This is a genomic window from Chroococcidiopsis sp. TS-821 (genome assembly GCF_002939305.1).
Classification (GTDB): Bacteria; Cyanobacteriota; Cyanobacteriia; order Cyanobacteriales; family Chroococcidiopsidaceae; genus Chroogloeocystis.
The window spans coordinates 66,141-87,627 of record NZ_MVDI01000016.1 but is presented as its reverse complement, the minus strand read 5'-3'; the positions used below and the strand labels follow the sequence as shown (position 1 = coordinate 87,627).

Genomic DNA, 21,487 nt, shown 5'->3' with positions numbered 1-21,487 from the left:
TGGATCTGCTCCGTACACAATTGGTCACTCCTAATTTTCACAATGCATGACATCTGCATCTTATCCAGAAACTCAAGTTGCTGCTCTAACCTGCAATCAAAGCAGTCGAACGTCCCCAATCAGCGGCGGCAGATCCCCTTTACCACCCCACTAGCGGCTTTCGTCCGTCCGCTGCATTTGAATTGTTATGCTGCGCTGTTTGAATAGTTGTACACAGGAACCTGAATAAAATGATCAGGTTCTTTTCTATCTAGAATTGTCTGTTGTAAGCGCTCTACGGTTGATGGGGAGAAAAATTGCTCGCCTGTTTCCTCATTTACACGGGCAGGTACGTTCTCAATTAGAACAATTTTACCGTTCAGATTTAAGGTATATGTTACCTGCTTCTCAACCAATGTCTCTTGCCAATCAGTTGTCATTGTCACTACGTCTCCTTTGAGTAAAGTCGTTATTCCATCTTTGGGTATCAGGTTCGTACACTGTAATGATTTTGATGAGTGAACGAGAGGGATAACTACACTGAACATGAATAGGACGTTGTGCTTGTGTCAAACCGCAAATTAGGCAACTCGGTCCATACTTGTCTTCTGGGTAGTCTTCAATTACTTGACCGTTCGCAATTGCCTCCCTAATTTCTTGAACTCGAATTTGCCGCAAGATGGATTGGTCAACAGCATGTTTAGAAAACTCAAACTGCTCTTCAGCAAATTTACAACGTATTTCTACAATCAGCGTGTCCATTTAACTATTGTATTATTTGGAAGGAATGCCATTGACCATAACTGACAATGGTAGCTACTAGGCGATACCTAAATTAATTGCCTTCATCGAAGTAATTGAAGCACCACCAACCGAGAGCCTCTGTATAGCTACCGGAAATGATTGCATTCGCTATATTTCCTATGCCGGGGAAAAACCAAGTATAGCCTTAGCTCCAAAAACGCTAACACCAGCGCCAGCAGCCGTTCCAAGTATTGCCATTGCAGCCTGCTTATCAAGACTTTGACCGAAAAGCTTTCATAAAGCTAACACCATTCCAACATGAATTGTTGTTAAGACGACTGTATCAGCCCCGAAAGCAGCCCCTGTGCCATCGCACCTGATGCCGCTGCTGCACTTGCCGCCGCTCCGTGAGTTATTAAATGAGCTTTACTGGTCTGTTGCTCTGTAGCCATGTAATGTCTCTCAATTATGAACACGCCTGAACAACGATCTTTTAGCTACCAAATATTGCAAATATTAAAGGCAAACGATAATCCTTAAGATACTGTCCCCACTAAGGGATGAAGCAGCATAACTATTTATTAGATTGACTTTTTCCACATAGCACCCAGATAAGATGAACTATATTGCGAGTTCGCAAAGTATTTCCCTTTTAAGGGCAAATACATTGCAAGCTATCCATATATTATGCCGATCAAGGCGATTACATGGAAAATTTCCATATATTTTCCGGTAAACTACTGAAGGCTTTTCAGAGTAGTTTAGATAAAAATAATACAATATTACTTAGCTATACTTACTATGGAAGCGCGCCCTAGGAAGCTTCTCGATCAAGTTCGAGATATAATTCGTGTTAAACATTACTCATATCGCACGGAAGAGAGCTACGTTTACTGGATTCGCCGTTACATTCTGTTTCATCAAAAGCGACATCCACGAGAAATGGGCGGTGCCGAGTTAGAAGCATTCCTGACACACCTAGCAGTAGAGGAACACGTCGCAGCATCGACTCAGAATCAGGCATTGAATGCGATAGTATTTCTCTATCGGGAAGTTTTGAAGCAGGATTTAGGTATACAAATTGAGTCTGTGAGAGCCAAGCGGTCTCGCTATTTACCAACAGTGCTGACTCAGGAAGAGGCGATTGCTGTTATCCGGCAGATGTCTGGGGTGTATCAGCTTGTGGTGAAGCTGCTGTATGGAAGTGGACTGCGGCTGACGGAGGCACTCCAGCTAAGGGTCAAGGATGTGGACTTTGCTCAGCAGCAACTCGTGGTGCGTGATGCAAAGGGCGGAGAAAGTCGAGTGACAATGCTACCTGCCAGCGTCATGGATGCTTTGAAAGACCATCTACAGGGTGTCAAGCGCCTGCATCAGCAGGATTTAGACAAAGGATACGGCTCAGTCTACTTACCGTTTGCCCTAGAACGCAAGTACCCCAATGCGGATCGCGCCTGGATCTGGCAGTTTGTGTTTCCGTCCGATCGCTTTTCCCGCGACCCACGCAGTGGCATTACCCGTCGTCACCATCTGCACGAGAGCGGTTTAAATCGAGCCATCAAGCAGGCTGTTCGTGCTGCGGGTATTGAGAAGCGCGTTGGTTGCCACACCTTTCGCCACAGCTTCGCCACTCACCTGTTGCAAAACGGGTATGACATCCGTACTGTACAAGAGTTACTGGGACATAAAGATGTCAAAACAACGATGATTTATACGCATGTTCTTAATCGTGGTGGTAAGGCTGTTCGCAGTCCACTTGATTTGTAAAGAGTCAGTTTGCGTATAGAACAACTGAATCCCACTCAGTAAAAATTTTGCACTTCACGTTTTACAAATACTTCTGCAATAACAAATGTAATTTCTCTTTTGTTGCTGTGGGTGCTTGATCGAGTCGAGTCAAGATTGCATATTTTAATGCCGAATGCGCTTCTGATTGTGGTGGATTTTGACTTAAGCGGCGTACGGTTTCTTGAATAACTTTTTGGGCATTGGTTGCGTTGCGTTGCAAGTTAGCAATCACCATTTCCACCGTAACGCTGTCATGATCTGGATGCCAACAGTCGTAATCTGTGACGAGTGCTAGAGTTGCGTAAGCGATTTCTGCTTCGCGTGCTAATTTTGCTTCGGGTAGATTTGTCATGCCAATGACAGTAGCGCCCCAGCTACGGTAAAGATGCGATTCTGCTTTCGTCGAAAATGCAGGACCTTCCATGCAGACATAAGTTCCACCATGATGAAGTGTGACATCAGGTAAGTTGAGAGATGCGATCGCCTCTGCTAAAATTCCGGCAAGTTGATGACACACAGGATCGCCAAACGCAATATGCGCCACGATTCCTTCACCAAAAAAGGTCGAAATTCGATTTTTTGTTCGGTCAATAAATTGATTTGGTACTACCATATCAAGCGGCTTGACTTCCTCTTTTAACGAACCAACCGCCGAAGCAGAAATCAAATACTCAACTCCCAATTGCTTCATTGCATAAATATTTGCCCGAAAAGGTAGTTCCGATGGTAGCAAAGTATGATTGCGACCGTGGCGCGCTAAAAAAGCAACTCTGGTATTCTCTAAAGTTCCCAATATTACAGCATCCGAAGGCGAACCAAATGGCGTCGATAATTGTACTTCTTCAATATCTTTAAGCGCATCCATTTTATATAGACCGCTACCACCAATAATTCCTATTTGAGCTTGAGCCATCTTTAATCAGTGCAATACTACGACTATCAAGCTATTTTACAGATAAATAACCAATAAAAAAGCACGAAACAATACCAAAAGAATTATTACAACAATTCAACAATAGTAATCTTAATTCTTTCGTAAAAATCTCTTTTTGTTTTTTCTTCGATTACTTTGAGTTCTATCTTATGAAAAGTCTGCGCCTATGTGGTAGCCTATAATAAGCTGACAATCTAGATAAATACTTAGTTTTAAATGCAAAAAAACCGCTCAAGATTGCTTTAATACTTTCTGAGCGGTTGCCTTGGTTTTTGTATCTTTTTCTTAAACTGCTCCCGGTCCTCTACCACGATTATCTTCTTCCATTGTCAATTCGCCCTGCTTATCTTGATTAGCTTCAGCAAGTTCTTCTGCGCGGTGAGCTTTATCTTGCGCAGCTTCTTGACTAGCATCTCCTGGAGTTTCGTAGTACATCTCAGGTTCAATTGCGTAATTATTTGCTAAACCTTCTTGGTCTACCGTTGCGCCCCCAGTTACATCAATGCTCTCAGGATCAGCTTGTTCGTCGGCAGTAGTACGATAATCACTACCTTCACGATCCATACGTGCGGCTACTTCTGCTGGAATAATACCGCGATCTGCGGTTGAAGTTTCTAACTCTTCATTTCTCGTTACTTTTTCTTTAGAACGTGCTTCATTTTCCATGAATTCTGCCTCAAAAAAGATTTATGTTTATTAGTTTTTTATGCTAAAACCTAGCTTATATTGCTGCATCTATCTTCAGTCTTAAGCCCTTTAGAAGCCGTAATAAATATTAATAAATGAATGTTATGTACAACGCTCGATCGCCAAGTTTAGTCCTGGCGTAGTAGCCAAAAACCACTAAATGTAATATCAGAATCATCAGGCTGCACGAGCAAAAAATGCAATCCTTTGCTGTGTTGTTTGCGCTGTTCGTAATTTTGAGCAGCCGTCGCCACTTCTCTATCCTCAAACGTTGCTACAATCCACCGTTCTACTAAACCTGCTTCTAACACTAAACCATCAGGAGAGCCAGTGATATAGTTGAGTGCTACAGGATTTGCCTCTTGTAACCAACGAGCTAAACGCATCGATTGCCGTCCGCCATAGATAATGACACCTGGTACAGCGATATGAGAAGCCAATCCTAACTGTAATGGCATGAGTTTGGATGGCATACTCAAAATTGGGATAGGGCGTTCTTGAAACGCTTCTTCCACATCTTTGGCACTCAGCGCAGCAAAACGCCACTGTTCGCCCCAAAGTTTTTCAGGTAGTGGTGTTGGTGGTGGCTTTTCAATTGTTAAAAGGTCGTAAGCTTCCCCTGTGTAATTATCCATGTTGCGGTAAAGGGGCGATCGCTCCTGCAACCATTGTTTTAAAGCATCTGTTCTTCGCGTTGCTTCAACCTTAATTCCGAGTTGTTCTCCAGCAGCGGTAATGAGACTAAGTGACTGCGGACGAAACACCTGGATGACATCTGGCATTTTATCCGCAACAAGCTGCAATTGTTCCACAAGCCAATGTGCGTTAACTTGCGATTGGGGACACAGCGCGACAAATTCAATTGTGCGATTCGAGTCACAAACGAGTAACTCCCACAAAGTTTGTCCAGCTGCATCCCGCAACGGACGGCGATAAAAATCAGCTTGCCAAACGATTTGAGCCATTAGCGATTAGCAATGAGCCATCATTTCTAAATTGTACGCAGAAAAGCTGACTACACCATCACCTTGGCAAGAATTGGTGCCACACTCGTAGCAATTTCTGGCACATAGACTTGCGATACGTAATCGGAGATCATGCGGTCGGTGTTGAATAACGGCGCATTCGTTTTAATTGATGCTTTCATCATCTGAATCCAGCGGCGAGGAATACCATGCGCATCGCGATCGTAGTACAGCGGGACGATTTCTTCTTCCAGTAACTGGTATAGCGATTGCGAATCAATACGATCCTGCACTTCTTGGTCACTGGTATGCGCATCTTCGCCAATTGCCCAACCATTCAGCCCTTTACCATCAGGTCCAGTTTGGTAGCCTTCACACCACCAACCATCAAGTACGCTACAATTAATTCCACCGTTGAAGCAAACTTTTTGTCCACTCGTACCAGATGCTTCTAGAGGACGACGCGGATTATTCAGCCAGACATCGACACCTTGTACAAGTTTTTGACCCGTGTAAATATCGTAGTCTTCAATCAACGCCACGCGGTTTTGAATTGCGTTGTTGCGACACCATTCCATAATGCGTTGAATAATTCGCTTACCTTCTTCATCTGCAGGATGCGCTTTACCAGCAAAGACAATTTGTACTGGACGTTCAGCGTTACCAAAAATCTTGATTGCCCGCTGCGCGTCGCGCAAAATAAGATCGCCGCGCTTGTATGGGCTAAAGCGTCGCGCAAACCCGATCGTCAGTACATTGGGGTCCAATAGCGTTTCAGTTGCTTGAATGTGTTCGTAGCTTTCGCCGCGTTGTTCTCGTGCTTTTCTAACGCGAAAGCGCGTGTGGGCGATGAGTCTTTCTTTGAGAACTTGGTGGCGCCACCACAATTCTTCATCAGGAATATCATCGACTTTTGCCCACATTTCTTGGCTAGTAACGCGGGTTTTCCAATCTTCACCCAAATATTTCGCATACAAGTCTGCCATTAGGGGTGCAGTCCATGTAGGTGCGTGAACTCCATTTGTAATGTGACCGATGGGTACTTTGTCTTCGGAACGGTCGGGATATAAAATTGTCCACATTTTACGCGAAACATGACCGTGAAGTTCGCTTACACCGTTTGCTGCACGACACATCCGCAATGCTAGCACTGTCATGCCAAAAGGTTCCCAAGGATCGCCCAAACGTCTTGCACCCAAAGCCATAAATTGCTCGCGCGACAGTTTCATTTGCACCCAGTAGTGCGCGAAGTAAGAGTCCATTAAGTCGCCAGAGAAGACATCGTGACCAGCGGGAACGGGAGTATGTGTTGTGAAAACGCAGCGATCGCGAACGCTGGCTTCAACGTCATAAAACGATTTACCTGTGCGTTCCATTTCTTGTCGCGCTACTTCTAAGGTGCAAAATGCCGCATGACCTTCGTTGAGATGATACACCGACGGTACAATACCTAATGCTGAAAGTGCGCGAACGCCACCAATTCCAAGTACAACTTCTTGCGCAATGCGCGTGTCTTGGTTACCCCCATAAAGGTGTCCAGTTAACCACCGGTCAATCGGGTCGTTATCTTCGCGATCGGTGTCTAATAGGTAAAGGCTAACGCGCCCAACTTGAGTGCGCCAAATTTGCACTTTAACGCAGCGCTGGCGAATTTCGAGTTCGATCGTCAGGGGTTCGCCTTGGTCGTTTCTGATTAACTCCAAAGGCATTTTAGAGAAAGGATTGTCAACGTAGTAATCTTCTTGCCAACCACTACGATTTAAGCGTTGACGGAAATAGCCTTGACGATACAGCAAGCCGATCCCGACCATGGGAACTCCTAAATCGGAAGCTGACTTAAGGTGATCTCCAGCAAGAATTCCTAGACCGCCAGAGTAAATCGGTAAAGATTCGTGAATGCCAAATTCTGCACAAAAGTAAGCGATCGGATGTTCTGCTGAAGTTTGTGGTGCAACGCGGCTGACCCATGTATCTTGCTGCGCCATGTACTGGTCAAATTCAGCAACTAAGGATTGCAGTTGCTTGAGGTAAAAAGGATCTTCGGCAAGTTGCGTTAGGCGTTCGTAAGATGCAGACTCTAAAATCGCTACGGGATTGTGTCCGCAGTTTTCCCATTCTTCAGGATCGATATTACGAAATAAAAAAACTCGGTCGGTTGTCCAACTCCACCAGTAGTTATACGCCAAGTCTGCTAATCTTTGCAGCGTTTGAGGTAATTTTTTACTAAGCTGTTGCGCAGAGGTTAATGCACCGTTATTCGTCATAGAGTTCTAGGATTTATGCTTGATTCTCGTCGGTTAGAAACCATGTCACGTCGTTCACTGTTTCTCAGGGATATCAGCGTTCTGGGACTAAGCTTCTGAAAAACAACTGGTTTCCTGCTAGCTAGCATATTCTACAAGTGGGTGCAGTGTGGGCAACTTTACACGCTTTTTATGCAAATATATTTTTGCTTTATCTGCAAAACCTTTCCATTTGTAAAATTTTATGTATAAATTAAGAGTTAAGCTATTTTAAAAATGACCAGCTTACAGCGGCTGTACGCAGTAGAATCAACGTCTAGCGCTGTTAGAAGTGTATGTTTAGTTAATTCGGTAAGCACAAGTACTAAATAGAACACTTGCTTACAAATTGTCCACTAAGTAATGAATGACGACTTATGAATCCTGCCCTGACTCAAATTGGCGACCAAATGTCCAACCTGACAGGTGTCAGGGCGATTATGAAGGATATTATTGAAACGCTACAAGCTGGCTCAGGTCGGGAATTCATTAATTTGAGTGCGGGAAATCCGCTCATTTTGCCTGAGGTAGAGCAGCTGTGGCGAGACTGTACGGCAGAGCTTTTAGCAAGCAAAGATTACGGTGAGGTGGTCTGTCGCTACGGTTCGAGTCAAGGTTATGGACCATTAATTAGCGCGATCGCTAACGATTTTAATCGACGCTACAACTTAGAGTTGAGCGATCGCAATATCTTAATTACTCCTGGAAGTCAGTCACTGTATTTTTATGCCGCGAATGCTTTCGGCGGGTACACGAGTGCTGGAGACTTAAAACAAATCGTTCTACCCCTCAGCCCAGATTATACGGGGTATGGGGGTGTTAGCTTGGTTCCAGAGGCGTTGATCGCCTACAAGCCCACTCTCGATATTGATACTGCTGCGCACCGCTTTAAATATCGCCCCGACTTTAGCCAGTTGACAATTACCGCAAACACTGGCTGTGTCATCTTCTCGCGTCCGTGTAATCCTACCGGAAATGTCATGACGGATGAGGAAGTCAAGAAAATTGCGGCTTTAGCTGCGCCGTATGATGTTCCAGTATTGATTGATTCGGCGTATGCACCACCGTTTCCAGCATTAAATTTTACAGAAATGGCGCCGGTGTTTGGCAGTAATATTCTGCATTGTATGAGTTTATCAAAAGCTGGATTGCCAGGAGAACGCATTGGGGTAGCAATTGGTGATGCGAAGTTGATTCAAGTGCTAGAGTCTTTCCAAACGAATATGTGCATCCACCCGTCGCGCTATGGACAGGCGATCGCGGCACAAGCAATCAACTCTGGGGCGTTGGCGGAAATTGCTGAACGAGTGATTCGACCTTTCTACCAAAATAAATTTACTGTTCTAGAAAGTACACTCAATGCAGCGATGCCGCAAGATTTACCTTGGTTTTTACATCGCGGTGAAGGAGCAATTTTTGCTTGGCTGTGGTTGAAAGATTTGCCAGTTACTGACTGGGAGTTGTATCAACAGTTAAAGCAAGTGGGTGTGATTGTTGTCCCTGGTAGTACGTTCTTCCCTGGTTTGCGCGAAAGTTGGTTGCATAAGCAGCAGTGTTTGCGCATTAGTCTAACTGCAAGTGATGCAGAGATTGCAACGGGAATGCAGCGTTTGGCGAAGGTGATTGAACAGGTTTATCAACGTGCAACTGTGAGTGCGTAATCGAGTTGATGGCGAACCACAAAGACACAAAGAACGCGAAGGAATTAGAAAAAGATTCGGGGTGGTTGGAGATTGGGAGAATTGTTGCTCCTCAAGGGTTAAATGGTGAGGTGCGCGTTTATCCTGATACTGATTTTCCGGAAAGGTTTGAACAACCAGGAACGCGATGGGTATTGTGTTCTCAAGACGCGGAACCACGCCCAATTGAATTGTTGAGTGGGCGGTATCTGGCTGGTAAGAATTTGTATGTGGTGGAATTTTTAGGAGTAGAAAACCGCGATCAGGCGGAGGCTTTGCGCGGGTGTAAGTTGTTGGTTCCCGAAAGCGATCGCCCTGCTTTAGGCGAAGATGAATACCACGTATTGGACTTGGTTGGTTTGGAAGTCATCATGCAGGAAACTCAAGCGAAGATTGGTGCTGTCGTTGATGTCATTCCTGCGGGAAATGATTTATTAGAAGTAAAGTTATATCAAGAACCGAATGCAGATAACAATTCTCGGACGGTTTTGATTCCGTTTGTGAAGGAGATTGTTCCTGTGGTAGATTTGCAGGCGCGTTGCGTAGAAATTACTCCGCCACCTGGGTTGATGGAAATTTAATATATCAGGTATGAAAATCCGCAATGCACTGATTTCGGACTTGCCAGACATTATCAGCATTTACAATGCATCGATTCCTACGCGCAAAGCAACTGCAGATACTGAACCGATTAGTGTGGAGAGTCGTTTAGATTGGTTTGCGAAACACAACAAGTCGCGCCCGCTATGGGTACTAGAAATCGAGCGCGAAGTCGTGGCGTGGATTGGTCTAACTTCATTCTATGGCGGACGTCCGGCTTATAACGCTACTGCGGAAGTGAGCATTTATATTGCACCACAGCATCAAAGTAAAGGCTATGGCACAATGTTAGTCCGCCGGATGATCGATTATTGCCCTTGTGTGGGAGTGACTACGTTGCTAGCCATGTATTTTGACCACAATGATGTAAGTCGGCGAATGTTTGAGAAACTTGGGTTTGAGCCAAAGGGACATTTACCTGAAATTGCCGTACTTGATGGTGAAAAACGCGGATTGATCGTTGCCGTTTATAAAATTGCTGCATGAGAATCAGGTCTCGTCTTTGTAGATATTCAGCATATACTTAACAAATACATTTTATAACTATAAAGTAAAATTTTCAATTTTAGTTATAGTAATATACCAACACCGTGTCAATCTAAATCAAAATAGTATAACCCCATCTATATTGTTATTGAAAGTAGGAACATTGCCACTATTTTAAGCAGAATTTTAAATTTATAATTATGCAATATAATTGCGCTTATGTACGTCAATATAACTAAAAATAATTCCAGTAGACAAGGTGTTGACCGAGCGCAGCTCAGCCTGGTTCTCGGTTTTTCATAGGACTTTACCAAAATAATTCGTGAAAGAATTCTGCATAAGTGCTTGCCGATGAAAAATCAAGCTCAGTAGGCGGACGTAATTAAATCGCATACTTATTGAGTTCAGGTAATAAGTCTCGGGAAGCTACTCAATATTCTTACCAATTACCAGTGACCTCCGACTAACCTTGATTGGTAAGTATTGGTACACCTCTTATTGTGAAATTCTAGAAATAGAGTTCTAAATGTTGTAATCTTTGATAAATTTATAACAACCTAAGACAAGACTGTACTGAGTGTAAATCTAAACAGACTACGCGATCGCAGAAACAATTGGAACTGTTATCTGATGATTTCGTCACTTATGATTTTATGCGTTCAAGTCATGTCGAAGTGGGAATATATGTCCGAATGTCTATATTTTGTCTTCTTCCAGTCTCCTTATAAAATGGCTTGGCAGACGCTTGTAGATCGTCGATCCTCACAGTCAAACGCATGACTCAACTCAACAACGCCTTCACTCTGTTTTTAAGTTTGCTAGTAGAGGCAATGCCCTTTTTGTTATTGGGGGTGTTGTTGTCTAGCGTGCTGTTATTATTTATTGATGAGCAAAAGTTAATCGCCAGACTTCCCAAAAATCCGTTACTAGGTGCTTTGGTTGGTAGCATGGTAGGTTTTTTATTTCCTGTATGCGAATGCGGTAATGTGCCAGTGGCGCGGCGGTTGTTGATGCAGGGAGTCCCTACGCCAGTAGCAATCGGGTTTTTGTTAGCAGCACCAACTGTGAATCCAATCGTTATTTGGGCAACTTGGACAGCATTTCGCGATCAACCGGAAATTGTGGTGCTGAGAATTGCGCTTTCATTAACAATTGCGACGATTGTCGGGTGGGTTTTTAGCGTTCAAAAAGACCTCAAACCGTTGCTGCAACCCGCAATTGCTAAAAGTTGGGAATATAACTTTAGCCCGAAGCAAGATCTTAAAACATCAACACAATCACCGCTATTACAATCAGGAACATTTTTACTCAATCAGCCTGGTCAAATGGTGCGCATGGATGCTACTGTACTTCAGGCAAGCTTAGCCGCTACTGCACCAACAAAGCCGTTGTCTGACCGCCTGCGATTATTGGTAGACAATACGATACAGGAACTGCGGGAGTTAGGTGCAGTTCTGGTGTTTGGGAGTGCGATCGCTGCGTTTATTCAAGTCGCCGTACCGCGTGAAGTGATTTTAAATCTAGGTTATGGTCCAGTTACATCAATTATTGCCATGATGATTTTGGCAGCGGTTGTGTCGATTTGTTCAACAGTTGATTCTTTTTTTGCACTTTCTTTTTCTTCGACATTTACTAGCGGCTCGCTGCTTGCATTTCTAATCTTTGGACCAATGATTGATTTAAAAGCAATCGGGTTAATGCTCTCAATTTTCAAGGCTAAAGCTGTCATTTACTTGTTTGCTTTAGCGGCTCAATTAACGTTTTTATTTACTTTATTCATCAACTTGCAGATTATTTAAGTGCTTCTATGATTGGTAGTAAATCCAAGCGTAAACAAGCGAAATTAAGTCCAAGTCAAGCCAACAGGAGAGCTTGGTTTTTCACGTGGTTGGATGTACTAGCAATTGGCGCTTGGGGGATTTTAATGCTGCGGTATTGGTTAACCGGTAAGCTGAACTTGCTCATTCATCCTGATTATTTTTGGCTCGTGATTTCAGGAGGAATTGGTTTACTAATTATCGCTAGCAGTAAAGCATGGCAGCTGTTGCGGCAACGTCGTTCAACTAAAGGTGCGGTCGTACAGCACGTGACGTTGTTTCCTCCTGGGTTGAGTAGTAGCATATTGTTAATCACTGCAATTATTGGGTTAACATTTACGCCCCGCGTTTTTGCCAGCCAAACTGCGCTCGATCGCGGTGTAACTGATTCTTTAGGTGCAACGCGGGCACAACCGCAGGCTTTTCGAAGTGCGCGCAATCCTGAAGAGCGATCGCTTTTAGACTGGGTGAGAACTTTAAATGTTTATCCTGAACCTGATGCTTATGCTGGACAGCGTGCTAGGGTACAAGGATTTGTCATTCATCCTCCGGAATTGCCACCTGACTACATTTTAATTTCGCGGTTTGTGATTACTTGCTGTGCTGCTGATGCTTATCCTGTAGGATTACCTGTGAAACTAAGTGCCTCGCGCCAAGCTTATCCACCCGATACCTGGTTAGAAGTTGAAGGAACAATGGCGACTGACACGCTAGTCGGTAAACGTCAGTTAACAATTCAAGCAACTTCTCTAAAACCAATTGCTGAACCCGAAAACCCCTATGAATACTAGTTAAACCGGCTAGTAACTGGTTATGAATTTTGAGTGATGAGTTTTAAGTTTTGAGTTTTGAATTTATAAAGACACAGTATTCTTCTCTGCTCGCGCTAGTTCCTACAATGGGGGATCCCCCGTAACGGACTGGCTCCTCTGCTACCTCTGCTTTCCTCCCTGCTTATGTCTGTCAGTCATAAATTTCTGCAACCACTCGATCGCGTCGCACTCACCTTAATGCTGGTGTTGAGTGTTTTAATTGGACTGCTACTATTGCGAGGAGATGGTGTCGCACCGCAAGTACGAGATTTTAGCTGGGATGGTAAAGCAATTGGAGCAGAAGACACGGCTTTTATTTTGAACTTTAGCCGTCCGATGGATACAGTAAGCGTTGAGGAGAACTTGCAAATCGATCCGCCGCTACCAGGAAAAATTAGTTGGGCGGGGCGACGCATGGCTTATACGCTGCTGAAACCTGCGCCGTATGGAAATTCTTATCAAATTAATTTACACAGCGCTAAGGATCGTCTTTCTGTCGCTGAAAATTCTCCAAAAGTGATGCAGCCGTTTAGCAGTCAATTTCGCACGCGCGATCGCGCTTTTGTTTATCTCGGAGTTGAAGGAGACGAACAAGGACGTTTGATACTTTATAACCTTTCACAACAGCAGAAGACGATTCTCACGCCGAGAAATTTAGTTGTCGTTGACTTCAAGCCATATCCCGATGGAAAAAAGGTTTTGTTCTCTGCTACTGAGCGCACAAATAGCCATGATTTGCTCGCTTCCCAACTTTACACAGTGACTACGGGGATAAATTTTGACCTGAGAAATCAAAGCAATCGCACTTTTCTGGGCTTGCGCTTACCATTTATGCGCAATACGGCTAATCCCGAACCAGCAGGTAAGATTGACCTGATATTAGATAACAAAAATTATCAAAACTTAAAATTTGATTTGTCTGCGGACGGACAAAAGATTATTGTGCAACGCGTGAATCAACAAAATCCTGGCGAATTTGGCTTGTGGTTACTGCGTAATAACGAAAAACCGCAGCGCTTGAACAGTCAACCTGGAGGTGATTTTGTGATTACCCCTGATAGTAACTCAGTCGCGGTTGCACAAGGCGAAGGTGTTGGAATTTTACCATTACAACCCGACGCAGAAAAACCGCTCGATTTTCTTCCAGAGTATGGCATGGTGCTGAGTTTTTCGCGCGACGGTACTCAAGCGACGATGGTGAAATTTAACTCTGATTACACGCGATCGCTGTTTTTGGTAACTACTCAAGGCGAACCCAAAGAACTTGTGCGGACAACAGGTTCCATTAAAAGTTGTCAGTTCGATCCTCTGCGCCAAAATCTTTATTGTCTGCTCACGCAGTTGCTAGAGAAAGAAGAGTACGAAGAACAACCGTATTTAGTCGCAATTGACCTGAAAACGGGCGATCAAAAGCCTTTAGTCCTTCTACCCGACCAACGCGATGTCCAAATAAGTTTAGCACCTGATGGTTTGGCAGTGTTGTTTGACCAAGTTGTCACAGATACAGCAAATCCAACACTATCAGCGCCGCGCACGAGTGACGGTGAGGCGATCGCAACGAGTCGGTTATGGTTACTGCCGATTCTATCTTCTACATCGTCTCCACAGCTCATGCAACCAGAACAATTGCCTTTACCGGGTTTTCATCCCCGTTGGCTACCTTAAGTGAGTGCTGAAAATTGGTAACTTGAGGATTGGTAACTGGCAATCAGTCAACGCCAAAGTACCTAGTACGCCTTACCTGTTGCTCGACAAATATTGCGCGTTCTTTCATTCACTTACTTAGTTAAAAAAAGCTAATCGCAAGATTTGAATTTGCGTTTATGTTTGCTAGATTACTTTGTTGCTCAATCAATAATACAAAACTTTACTATGCGATCGCCTCAAGGAGCAAATAGCCTAATTGTTGAGTAGTCTGCCTTCGAGACGTTTGGATGAGTCATTGTCAGTTGAGTTATGTAAATACTTTGATTGTGCCCTCTTGTTTTCTGAACTAAGACCGAATATCATGTCCATCTAATTGAACACGCCAACTTTGTGTATTGCTGCACATTATGGTATCAATCTGAGTTATTTAAGTATTCGCGATTGCATTTTTATTCCTACTGAACCAAGACCACTGAATAAATTGTGATTAACGTCACAGACAAAAGAGTTGCATTGAACATAGCATCCTTTCATCAAGCGATGTGCTATGAACAAAGCTGATAAATTAACTAGTTAAGTATTTCCTCAAACGTCAACAATACTCACTCAGCTGCAACTGAACGAGTAATCTATGCTAATGCGCTTGCTGAGGGCAAATTGCCTATGAATATGGAATTGACTCAAAGAGAAAATGATGTAGCAGAGATTGTGACTTCCAGCCGCGTGGAAGTAATAGAAGATCTGCTAAACACCCCTGTAAGTTTTGAAAATGAAATAGCTATTGTCAGTCAAGCATTACGCTCGACAAACCAAAAGCTACATCAGCGGGTGACGCAGTTAGAACAAGCACTAGTAGAGTTGAGAAAAAATTTACAAATTGAACGCGAGCGATCGCAAGTTTTACAGACGCAGGTAGCGCAGAAAATTCAAGATCTAGAAACAGCGCAAGAACAAATCAAGCAACTCAAGCAAGAACAACAAACGTACCAAGAAACAACTCAGCAGCAACAAATCTTAATAGAAGGCTTAACAGTTCAGCTACAAGCGAGCCAAGAACGAGTTAACCAAATTGAGCACGAGTGGTTGTTAACTCAAGCAACTTACAACGAACAAACGTATCAACTGCGACAAAGCGAAAGCACCTGTCAAGAACTACGGACTCGTTTGCTGCGCGAGCAAGATCGCAGAAGGCAACTGCAAGCAGCGTTAGATAAATGCTTAGAGCAATCTAGCACCAAATCTCATACTGACACTGATAGCGATCGCATTTTTACTTATACAGCTCGCGAACCTGATATCGAGTCGCCTCCAAATCAAGTAATATTTGCACAAGCGCAACCAATTCCGCCTTGGTCAGTGCACGCAGAAGTAGCTTCTCAACCAAAGCCAGAGACAGAAGTATTTAGCGCACAATCCTTGAAGAACATTACAGAAACACCTGTAGATGAAACTTTAGTTGAAACCTTCATCGAACAGTTTCCAGAAGCAATCGCCAGTTTAGGGGAAACTGTCGAAGCACAACATGATGCTGTTTTGAACTTACTCAGCGATACTGATACGGATACCACATCTCAGAAGCGTGCCGCAGCAACAGAAGCCTTGGACTGCGAGACTCTTAGTGGAGAAAATCGATCGTCTACCGAAGATTTAGAATCGTCTAGTGCGATTGGTTGCGATCGCAGCCAGACAATAGAACTGAATAGGGAAAGCGATACTGAATCAGACTCCGCATCAGTAACAGAACCAACAACTGATTTAGATGAGCTACTTGCTTGGGAAGAAACTGAATTTTTTGCAAATCCCAACTGGCCTTCACCTATAGTCAATCCATCGCGGATTGCTAAAAAGCGTAAGACTTTAGCAGCGATCGAATTACCCAATTTTGCACACACTAGATAGTGAATGATAAGTCCCCGACGTCCCTGACGATTATAAAGAACCTTGAGTAAAAAAGAGTAGTCTAAAAGGCTCCCAAAATTGAGGATTCACTTTGCCCTTGGTGGTTGTTCTGTTGTAGAAACCGGCGTGGGTTGAGGGGCAGCAATTTCAAGTTGCGATTTTAACTAACTTCTCACTTCGATTTGACTACTTGACTGAAGGTTTTCTCGTTTTACACGCCCAGTGGCATGATAGGAACGACCTAAACCAGCTGTCAGCTCGTAGTTATATGCTAGAAGCTTTAACCACAAAGCTGGATAGCGAGACTCTAACCAAGGTTGTACTTGATGCAGCACGCGAGGAAACCAACTACCGAGTAAAGCACTGATTAAGGCAACCAAGCCAAAGTTGAGGTAGTTCCCCAGCCATCGCCATAGGTCTTTTGCTCCAGCTAAGTCCCAAATCCACAGTACTTGAGAAGGATTTTTTCTGGCAGCTTTCAACGCTAAACGATTAAAAGTTAGCCAGTCCACTCGGTCTTTAATAAAAGTGTCAGCAACTTCTTGCGGTTCGTCGGTCAATAAGCCAAAGAAAGTGTTCAGCATTGAGTTGATACGCTGCGGTGGTAAAAATCTACCTGTGGGAACCATCATGCCTTTGGAAAATAACCACGTGACAGCAACATTGCTTTGATAAGCACGAATTTGATTGAGGTGGTGAAACTTAAGTAAGTCGTGCTTGAGTGCTGTATCGAGTAGCGTTGTCAAACGTTCTAGATTGCGGACTAAAGAACCGAAGCCAGTAAAGACTAAAGGTGATTGTAGTGATGCGGCATCCCCGATCGCAATCAGTCGGTCAAAGGCAACCGTGCGATCGCGGCTACTCGTACTAAAGTGTCCTGGTATGTAACCAAACGTTGCTTTTTTCCATACCAGCCGATCCATGTCGCAGCGGCGGTACTCTGGCAGAATTGTAAAAAAGTCTTCATACATTTCGAGTAGCGAACCAGGATTTGTTGCATTGACCTGATGGTAATGAAATAGATAAATGGCAATGTCGTCGCCGGCACCTGGAAACAATTCCCAAATGAGCTGTCGTCCGCGCGAGATATCGCCGTGACTATTTAAAACATCGCCGTACTGCGGATCCCACACCTCTGGGGCGAAACCGCCAGAAATTACCGCCCCGACAGTCGGACAGACGCTATCAAACGCTCGTCCGCCATTTAACTGCCACGCGATCGGGGATGCGGTTCCCATGGCATCCACAAGTAAACGTCCTGTTGCTTCGCGCTCTTGTTGTGTAGATAGCTTGACTTTTACCGTTAGATGTGTATCTGCTATCACTGCGTTGAGAAATTCTGTTTCATCCCAAATTTCTCCCCCAGCCGCTTGTAGCTTGTCGCCACACATCCGCAGCAGCTTTTCCGCATCGAGTGCCACGTTTAATACTGTAGGAGTGTGTAAGACAGGCGCTCTTAGACGATCTGGGTTATTACCGTCAAAAAACTTATTGAATCCGTCTTTATACTCGCGCGCAATCAAACTTTCACATTCAACTGCGGTAAACAAGCCCAAGTTAATGAAGCTTTGGAGTTCGGCGCGGGAAATGTTCCACTCGCGATTCATTCGCCCGAAGGGTAGGCGCTCAATTAACAAAACTTTGTACCCTAACCGCGCCATCACAGCCGCATGAATGACGCCTAATGCACCACCTACATAAATTAAGTCATAAGTGGGTGTTGCGGGCTGTTGCTTGGTACTAACTTGCTGGAAGATAACTTGCTGTGGCTGTTGGGGATTGCGCACGCCTTCGCGCCATCGTTTCTCCCACCAATAAGCGCGTGTCAAGTCATACTCTCCTTGGGGAAATTTCTGAAAAAACTTGACAGTTAGAGGATAATAAGGAGCTAGGGCAGCAAAAATTGACTGCTCGCCAATTTCGGGGGGTTCTGGGTAATTGTGCGGAAATTGAACTCGTAGTTCAGCTATGAGGCTGTGGAGAATTTGCTTTTCATTCGGGACGCGATCGCCCCAGCGAAATACTTTCAGATACGTTGTTCGCTGCACAGACCAAACAAAAGCAGAGAGTTCAGAAGGTAGTTGCTCTTCTGAAGAATCTGAAATAGACGTTACCGGAGATGCTGTTTCAGGCATTCTTAGACGTACCCCGTCAGGAGTGAGAATTTTTTCTCCTTTTTCCGGTACCCATGCCGTTTGCAGCCAGCCACGGACAGCCGCTGTCTCTGGTGTGGGAATTTCTATGTAAACAAGTTCTCTCATTTTGCTGATCTTAACTCCGAGTTAATTATTTATGCAGATAGAGTTGACAAAATCACAATTTGCGCTAAACTTCCCCATACAGTTAACTGAGAATTTTTTTAAGAAAGTTTACAATCTAACTAAGTTTAATAAAGTAGTCCCTATTTGTGTAAAAGTCCGCTATGCATTATCCCATTCCTGCTAGTCCTGAAGAAATTGCCGAACTGCGCCAAAAACCCGTAGACGAAGAATTAGTCGCAGCGGCGATCGCTGGCGTCATTAAAATTGTCCGCGCTCAAGGTCAATCCCTAGAACAATTAACGGCTCAAGTGTTAGCCGACGATAGTTTACTCGATATCCAACAACGACGCTGGTTAAGTGATGTAGTTGCCCAAGCTTGGGAAAGTTTCCCTTAAACTTGAATTAGTTGTCTAAGTTGATATGAATGCGTTCCAAGCTGGCAAAACTTTCTTTACGAGTATTCCGCATTAGAGTTATTGGGATACTCGTTTCAGTATTATCGCTATGGATATTTGCGCGACTAGCGCGACGAGTTTTACAACAACAAACGAATGCCTTTGATACAGCAATTATGCTGGCAATGCGAGGTATTCATAACCCATTATTCGACCAGGCAATGATGGGAACAACATTTTTGGGCGATCCAACCATACTGTTTATTATCTGTCTGGTGTTGGGAGTGTGGTTGTACAGACATCAGCGGCGATCGGCTGCAAATACATTAGCGATCGCTTACCTCGGCGCGCTGTTACTTCAGTTTGTTCTCAAACCAGTCTTTACCCGCGAAAGACCAGCGTTATGGGAGCAATTTATTCTTTTGAGAGACTACAGCTTTCCTAGCGGTCATGCGCTGATGTCACTCGTTGTCTACGGTTTAATTAGTTATATACTTACAGGTTACTTTCCGCAACGACAGAAATTAATTACGAGCATTACAGTTTTATTAGTTTTTGCGATCGGGTTTAGTCGCATATACTTAGGAGTGCATTGGCCTACTGACGTCATCGGAGGTTACGCAGCAGGAGCAGTGTGGTTAGTTGCGTGTATTCTCAGCTTGCGAGTTTGGCAGCAACGTCGCCATCGTCACGCTCAGGTTGAAAGAGAATCAGTATCTTCTCGTCGATAAGACACGTCGCAACTTTTCAGGAATTTTCCTAGTTCTTCTGTAGTTACTCCTTACCGTTGATATAACGTCAGTTCGACGAAGAAAAGCTAGCAGTTGAGACCACTTGGTTTAAGTGGACTTAGTTTCTCTAGCGGCGATTTTAATCGCTAGGCTGTCGAATTCACGTTCGTATTGCGTCTTTGCCAGCATCAGCAATAGGGATCATACTCAACAAGTGAGCGCTGCTATGAAGAGAAGGAGTACCGCAAAGGACGGCTTGAGAAATAATATTGAGTACTATATTTTAACGCACTTCAAGTGGTTTTGGAACTTAGTGCAAAAAAATGAGTACCTCAAACGCAAAATTAATAAATTCCTCATCAACAACGCCATTTATAAAATTCCAACTCGTCCGTATCCCTTCAGCACAATGGCACCTTATACATCATGGGATTCCTTAACCGATAGAAGATACAGCGGACGACATCTACCCCCAGTTGCGCGAGATTACACGAAATTACCAACACCTGAAGCGATCGCCGAAAACTTATTTTTGCGTAAAGGCAACGCAATTTTATCTCCCAAATCTACGCTGTTGTTTTCCTACTTTGCGCAGTGGTTTACCGATGGTTTTTTACGGACTGATAGAAATAATAACTTAAAAAATACTTCTAATCACGAAATCGATATTAGCCCCTTGTATGGCTTAAATAAAGATATTACTAATATTCTAAGATTACACCAGAAAGGCAAGTTACGCTATCAAACAATCAATGGTGAAGACTATCCTCCTTACTACTTTGAAAACGGACAAGTCAGGGAAGAATTTAAAGAATTACCTCCACCAATTTTTCGGGAAGAATGGACGACTCCAGAGCAAAAGAACCACCTATTTGCCATGGGTAACGAACGCGGTAACGTCCAGATTGGCTATGTGATGATGAATACCCTGTTTCTAAGGGAACATAACCGAATTTGTGATGTCTTAGCACAAGCGTACAAAGATTGGGATGACGAACGACTCTTTCAAACCGCGAGAAATATCGTCATTGTCTTGCTAATTAAAATTGTCATTGAAGAGTATATTAATCACATTACTCCGTATCACTTCAAGTTCATTCTCGATCCAACTGCATTTACAAACGAAAAGTGGTATCGCCAAAATTGGATGACAGTAGAGTTCAACTTATTGTATCGCTGGCACAGTCTTGTACCAGACAAAGTTGTGCTCGATGATACAGAAATTCCTATAGCAAAAACACAATGGAATAATGATTTAATTACCAATAAAGGCTTAGGAATACTATTCGACGCAGCTTCTAAGCAACCTGCTGGTGATATCGGCTTGCATAACACTCCTCAATTTATTCTTAACACCGACATCAACAGTATTCAATTAGGACGCGATACCCAGTTAGCAAGCTACAACGATTACAGAGAAATGTGCAAGTTTCCGAGAGTGACCGACTTCAATCAAATTACGGAAGATGAAGGCACGCAAAAGGATCTGAAAGCTTTATACGGTCATGTTGATAATATTGAATACTATGTAGGACTGTTTGCTGAAGATACACGCCCAAATTCTGCTTTGTCTCCTTTGATTGGTAGACTGGTGGGCATTGATGCCTTTTCGCAAGCCTTGACGAATCCTTTACTTGCAGAGAACGTGTTTAACGAAAAAACCTTCTCTCCGATTGGGATGAAAATCATTCAAGACACTCAAAGTCTTACAGAGATTTTACATCGTAACATTCCATCGACAAATAAGCGCTTTCTAGTTTCGATGACACAAGTAAGTTAAA

General features: G+C 43.7%; 18 protein-coding genes. 11 read left to right on the top strand and 7 right to left on the bottom strand.

Annotated elements, in window-relative coordinates; translation table 11 throughout:
• Window positions 1–185: 185 nt before the first annotated feature.
• The gene (locus B1A85_RS22910) at window positions 186–419 is read right to left on the bottom strand and encodes a YgiT-type zinc finger protein (protein ID WP_104549031.1); all 234 of its coding nucleotides are present in this window, start codon (window positions 417–419) and stop codon (window positions 186–188) included.
• A complete protein-coding gene (locus tag B1A85_RS22905; RefSeq protein WP_104549030.1) occupies window positions 409–741 on the bottom strand; it encodes a DUF4258 domain-containing protein in 333 nt (110 codons plus the stop codon). Before B1A85_RS22905 ends, B1A85_RS22910 begins: the two co-directional genes overlap by 11 nt.
• Window positions 742–1,524: 783 nt before the next feature.
• Here B1A85_RS22905 and B1A85_RS22900 point away from each other — a divergent pair.
• Window positions 1,525–2,490, top strand: a complete 966-nt coding sequence (locus B1A85_RS22900) for an integron integrase (protein WP_104549029.1) — start codon at window positions 1,525–1,527, stop codon at window positions 2,488–2,490.
• Window positions 2,491–2,551: 61 nt separating this feature from the next.
• On the opposite strand, the gene B1A85_RS22895 is transcribed toward B1A85_RS22900, so the two are convergent.
• The 4 genes from B1A85_RS22895 to glgP form a co-directional block, all read right to left on the bottom strand.
• Window positions 2,552–3,424: an S-methyl-5'-thioadenosine phosphorylase gene (locus tag B1A85_RS22895; RefSeq protein ID WP_104549028.1), complete on the bottom strand. Its 873-nt coding sequence runs from the start codon at window positions 3,422–3,424 to the stop codon at window positions 2,552–2,554.
• A gap of 306 nt (window positions 3,425–3,730) precedes the next feature.
• A complete protein-coding gene (locus B1A85_RS22890) occupies window positions 3,731–4,111 on the bottom strand; it encodes a hypothetical protein (RefSeq protein WP_104549027.1) in 381 nt (126 codons plus the stop codon).
• Window positions 4,112–4,260: 149 nt separating this feature from the next.
• Window positions 4,261–5,097 carry a Tab2/Atab2 family RNA-binding protein gene (locus tag B1A85_RS22885; protein WP_104549026.1) on the bottom strand — a complete coding sequence of 279 codons (837 nt, stop codon included), beginning with the start codon at window positions 5,095–5,097 and terminating at the stop codon, window positions 4,261–4,263.
• 50 nt (window positions 5,098–5,147) lie between these two features.
• Complete coding sequence (glgP, locus tag B1A85_RS22880) at window positions 5,148–7,361, bottom strand: alpha-glucan family phosphorylase (RefSeq protein WP_104549025.1); 2,214 nt, start codon at window positions 7,359–7,361, stop codon at window positions 5,148–5,150.
• Between the two features lie 395 nt (window positions 7,362–7,756).
• On the opposite strand from glgP, the gene B1A85_RS22875 reads away from it, so the two are divergent.
• The 7 genes from B1A85_RS22875 (at window position 7,757) to B1A85_RS22845 (ending at window position 16,319) form a co-directional block, all read left to right on the top strand.
• Window positions 7,757–9,040, top strand: coding sequence for a valine--pyruvate transaminase (locus tag B1A85_RS22875; RefSeq protein ID WP_104549024.1), 1,284 nt, complete (start codon window positions 7,757–7,759; stop codon window positions 9,038–9,040).
• Window positions 9,041–9,048: 8 nt separating this feature from the next.
• Window positions 9,049–9,639, top strand: a complete 591-nt coding sequence (gene rimM / locus B1A85_RS22870) for a ribosome maturation factor RimM (protein ID WP_104549023.1) — start codon at window positions 9,049–9,051, stop codon at window positions 9,637–9,639.
• 10 nt (window positions 9,640–9,649) lie between these two features.
• A complete protein-coding gene (locus tag B1A85_RS22865) occupies window positions 9,650–10,144 on the top strand; it encodes a GNAT family N-acetyltransferase (protein WP_104549022.1) in 495 nt (164 codons plus the stop codon).
• 776 nt (window positions 10,145–10,920) lie between these two features.
• Complete coding sequence (locus B1A85_RS22860; RefSeq protein ID WP_104549021.1) at window positions 10,921–11,943, top strand: permease; 1,023 nt, start codon at window positions 10,921–10,923, stop codon at window positions 11,941–11,943.
• Window positions 11,944–11,951: 8 nt separating this feature from the next.
• Window positions 11,952–12,752, top strand: coding sequence for a TIGR03943 family protein (locus B1A85_RS22855; RefSeq protein WP_104549020.1), 801 nt, complete (start codon window positions 11,952–11,954; stop codon window positions 12,750–12,752).
• Window positions 12,753–12,917: 165 nt separating this feature from the next.
• Entirely contained in the window at window positions 12,918–14,438 is a 1,521-nt protein-coding gene (locus B1A85_RS22850; RefSeq protein ID WP_104549019.1) for a hypothetical protein, read from the top strand.
• A gap of 645 nt (window positions 14,439–15,083) precedes the next feature.
• Window positions 15,084–16,319, top strand: a complete 1,236-nt coding sequence (locus B1A85_RS22845; RefSeq protein WP_146087211.1) for a hypothetical protein — start codon at window positions 15,084–15,086, stop codon at window positions 16,317–16,319.
• A 164-nt stretch (window positions 16,320–16,483) separates the two neighbouring features.
• Here B1A85_RS22845 and B1A85_RS22840 read toward each other — a convergent pair whose 3' ends face one another.
• Complete coding sequence (locus B1A85_RS22840) at window positions 16,484–18,580, bottom strand: NAD(P)/FAD-dependent oxidoreductase (RefSeq protein ID WP_104549017.1); 2,097 nt, start codon at window positions 18,578–18,580, stop codon at window positions 16,484–16,486.
• 161 nt (window positions 18,581–18,741) lie between these two features.
• Between B1A85_RS22840 and B1A85_RS22835 the strand changes: the two genes are divergently transcribed.
• The 3 genes from B1A85_RS22835 to B1A85_RS22825 all read left to right on the top strand — a co-directional run bounded on the left by B1A85_RS22835 (window position 18,742) and on the right by B1A85_RS22825 (window position 21,486).
• Window positions 18,742–18,975: a hypothetical protein gene (locus B1A85_RS22835; protein WP_104549016.1), complete on the top strand. Its 234-nt coding sequence runs from the start codon at window positions 18,742–18,744 to the stop codon at window positions 18,973–18,975.
• 29 nt (window positions 18,976–19,004) lie between these two features.
• Window positions 19,005–19,706: a phosphatase PAP2 family protein gene (locus tag B1A85_RS22830; protein ID WP_104549015.1), complete on the top strand. Its 702-nt coding sequence runs from the start codon at window positions 19,005–19,007 to the stop codon at window positions 19,704–19,706.
• A gap of 226 nt (window positions 19,707–19,932) precedes the next feature.
• On the top strand, window positions 19,933–21,486 hold the full coding sequence (locus B1A85_RS22825; RefSeq protein WP_104549014.1) for a peroxidase family protein: 1,554 nt from the start codon (window positions 19,933–19,935) through the stop codon (window positions 21,484–21,486).
• Window position 21,487: the final 1 nt, after the last annotated feature.

Excerpts from the sequence above, each read along its gene's own strand:
- B1A85_RS22910 (WP_104549031.1), bottom strand. The coding sequence starts at position 419 with ATGACAACTGATTGGCAAGAGACATTGGTTGAGAAGCAGGTAACATAT.
- B1A85_RS22905 (WP_104549030.1), bottom strand. The coding sequence starts at position 741 with ATGGACACGCTGATTGTAGAAATACGTTGTAAATTTGCTGAAGAGCAG.
- B1A85_RS22900 (WP_104549029.1), top strand. The coding sequence starts at position 1,525 with ATGGAAGCGCGCCCTAGGAAGCTTCTCGATCAAGTTCGAGATATAATT.
- B1A85_RS22895 (WP_104549028.1), bottom strand. The coding sequence starts at position 3,424 with ATGGCTCAAGCTCAAATAGGAATTATTGGTGGTAGCGGTCTATATAAA.
- B1A85_RS22890 (WP_104549027.1), bottom strand. The coding sequence starts at position 4,111 with ATGGAAAATGAAGCACGTTCTAAAGAAAAAGTAACGAGAAATGAAGAG.
- B1A85_RS22885 (WP_104549026.1), bottom strand. The coding sequence starts at position 5,097 with ATGGCTCAAATCGTTTGGCAAGCTGATTTTTATCGCCGTCCGTTGCGG.
- glgP (WP_104549025.1), bottom strand. The coding sequence starts at position 7,361 with ATGACGAATAACGGTGCATTAACCTCTGCGCAACAGCTTAGTAAAAAA.
- B1A85_RS22875 (WP_104549024.1), top strand. The coding sequence starts at position 7,757 with ATGAATCCTGCCCTGACTCAAATTGGCGACCAAATGTCCAACCTGACA.
- rimM (WP_104549023.1), top strand. The coding sequence starts at position 9,049 with ATGGCGAACCACAAAGACACAAAGAACGCGAAGGAATTAGAAAAAGAT.
- B1A85_RS22865 (WP_104549022.1), top strand. The coding sequence starts at position 9,650 with ATGAAAATCCGCAATGCACTGATTTCGGACTTGCCAGACATTATCAGC.
- B1A85_RS22860 (WP_104549021.1), top strand. The coding sequence starts at position 10,921 with ATGACTCAACTCAACAACGCCTTCACTCTGTTTTTAAGTTTGCTAGTA.
- B1A85_RS22855 (WP_104549020.1), top strand. The coding sequence starts at position 11,952 with ATGATTGGTAGTAAATCCAAGCGTAAACAAGCGAAATTAAGTCCAAGT.
- B1A85_RS22850 (WP_104549019.1), top strand. The coding sequence starts at position 12,918 with ATGTCTGTCAGTCATAAATTTCTGCAACCACTCGATCGCGTCGCACTC.
- B1A85_RS22845 (WP_146087211.1), top strand. The coding sequence starts at position 15,084 with ATGAATATGGAATTGACTCAAAGAGAAAATGATGTAGCAGAGATTGTG.
- B1A85_RS22840 (WP_104549017.1), bottom strand. The coding sequence starts at position 18,580 with ATGAGAGAACTTGTTTACATAGAAATTCCCACACCAGAGACAGCGGCT.
- B1A85_RS22835 (WP_104549016.1), top strand. The coding sequence starts at position 18,742 with ATGCATTATCCCATTCCTGCTAGTCCTGAAGAAATTGCCGAACTGCGC.
- B1A85_RS22830 (WP_104549015.1), top strand. The coding sequence starts at position 19,005 with ATGCGTTCCAAGCTGGCAAAACTTTCTTTACGAGTATTCCGCATTAGA.
- B1A85_RS22825 (WP_104549014.1), top strand. The coding sequence starts at position 19,933 with ATGAAGAGAAGGAGTACCGCAAAGGACGGCTTGAGAAATAATATTGAG.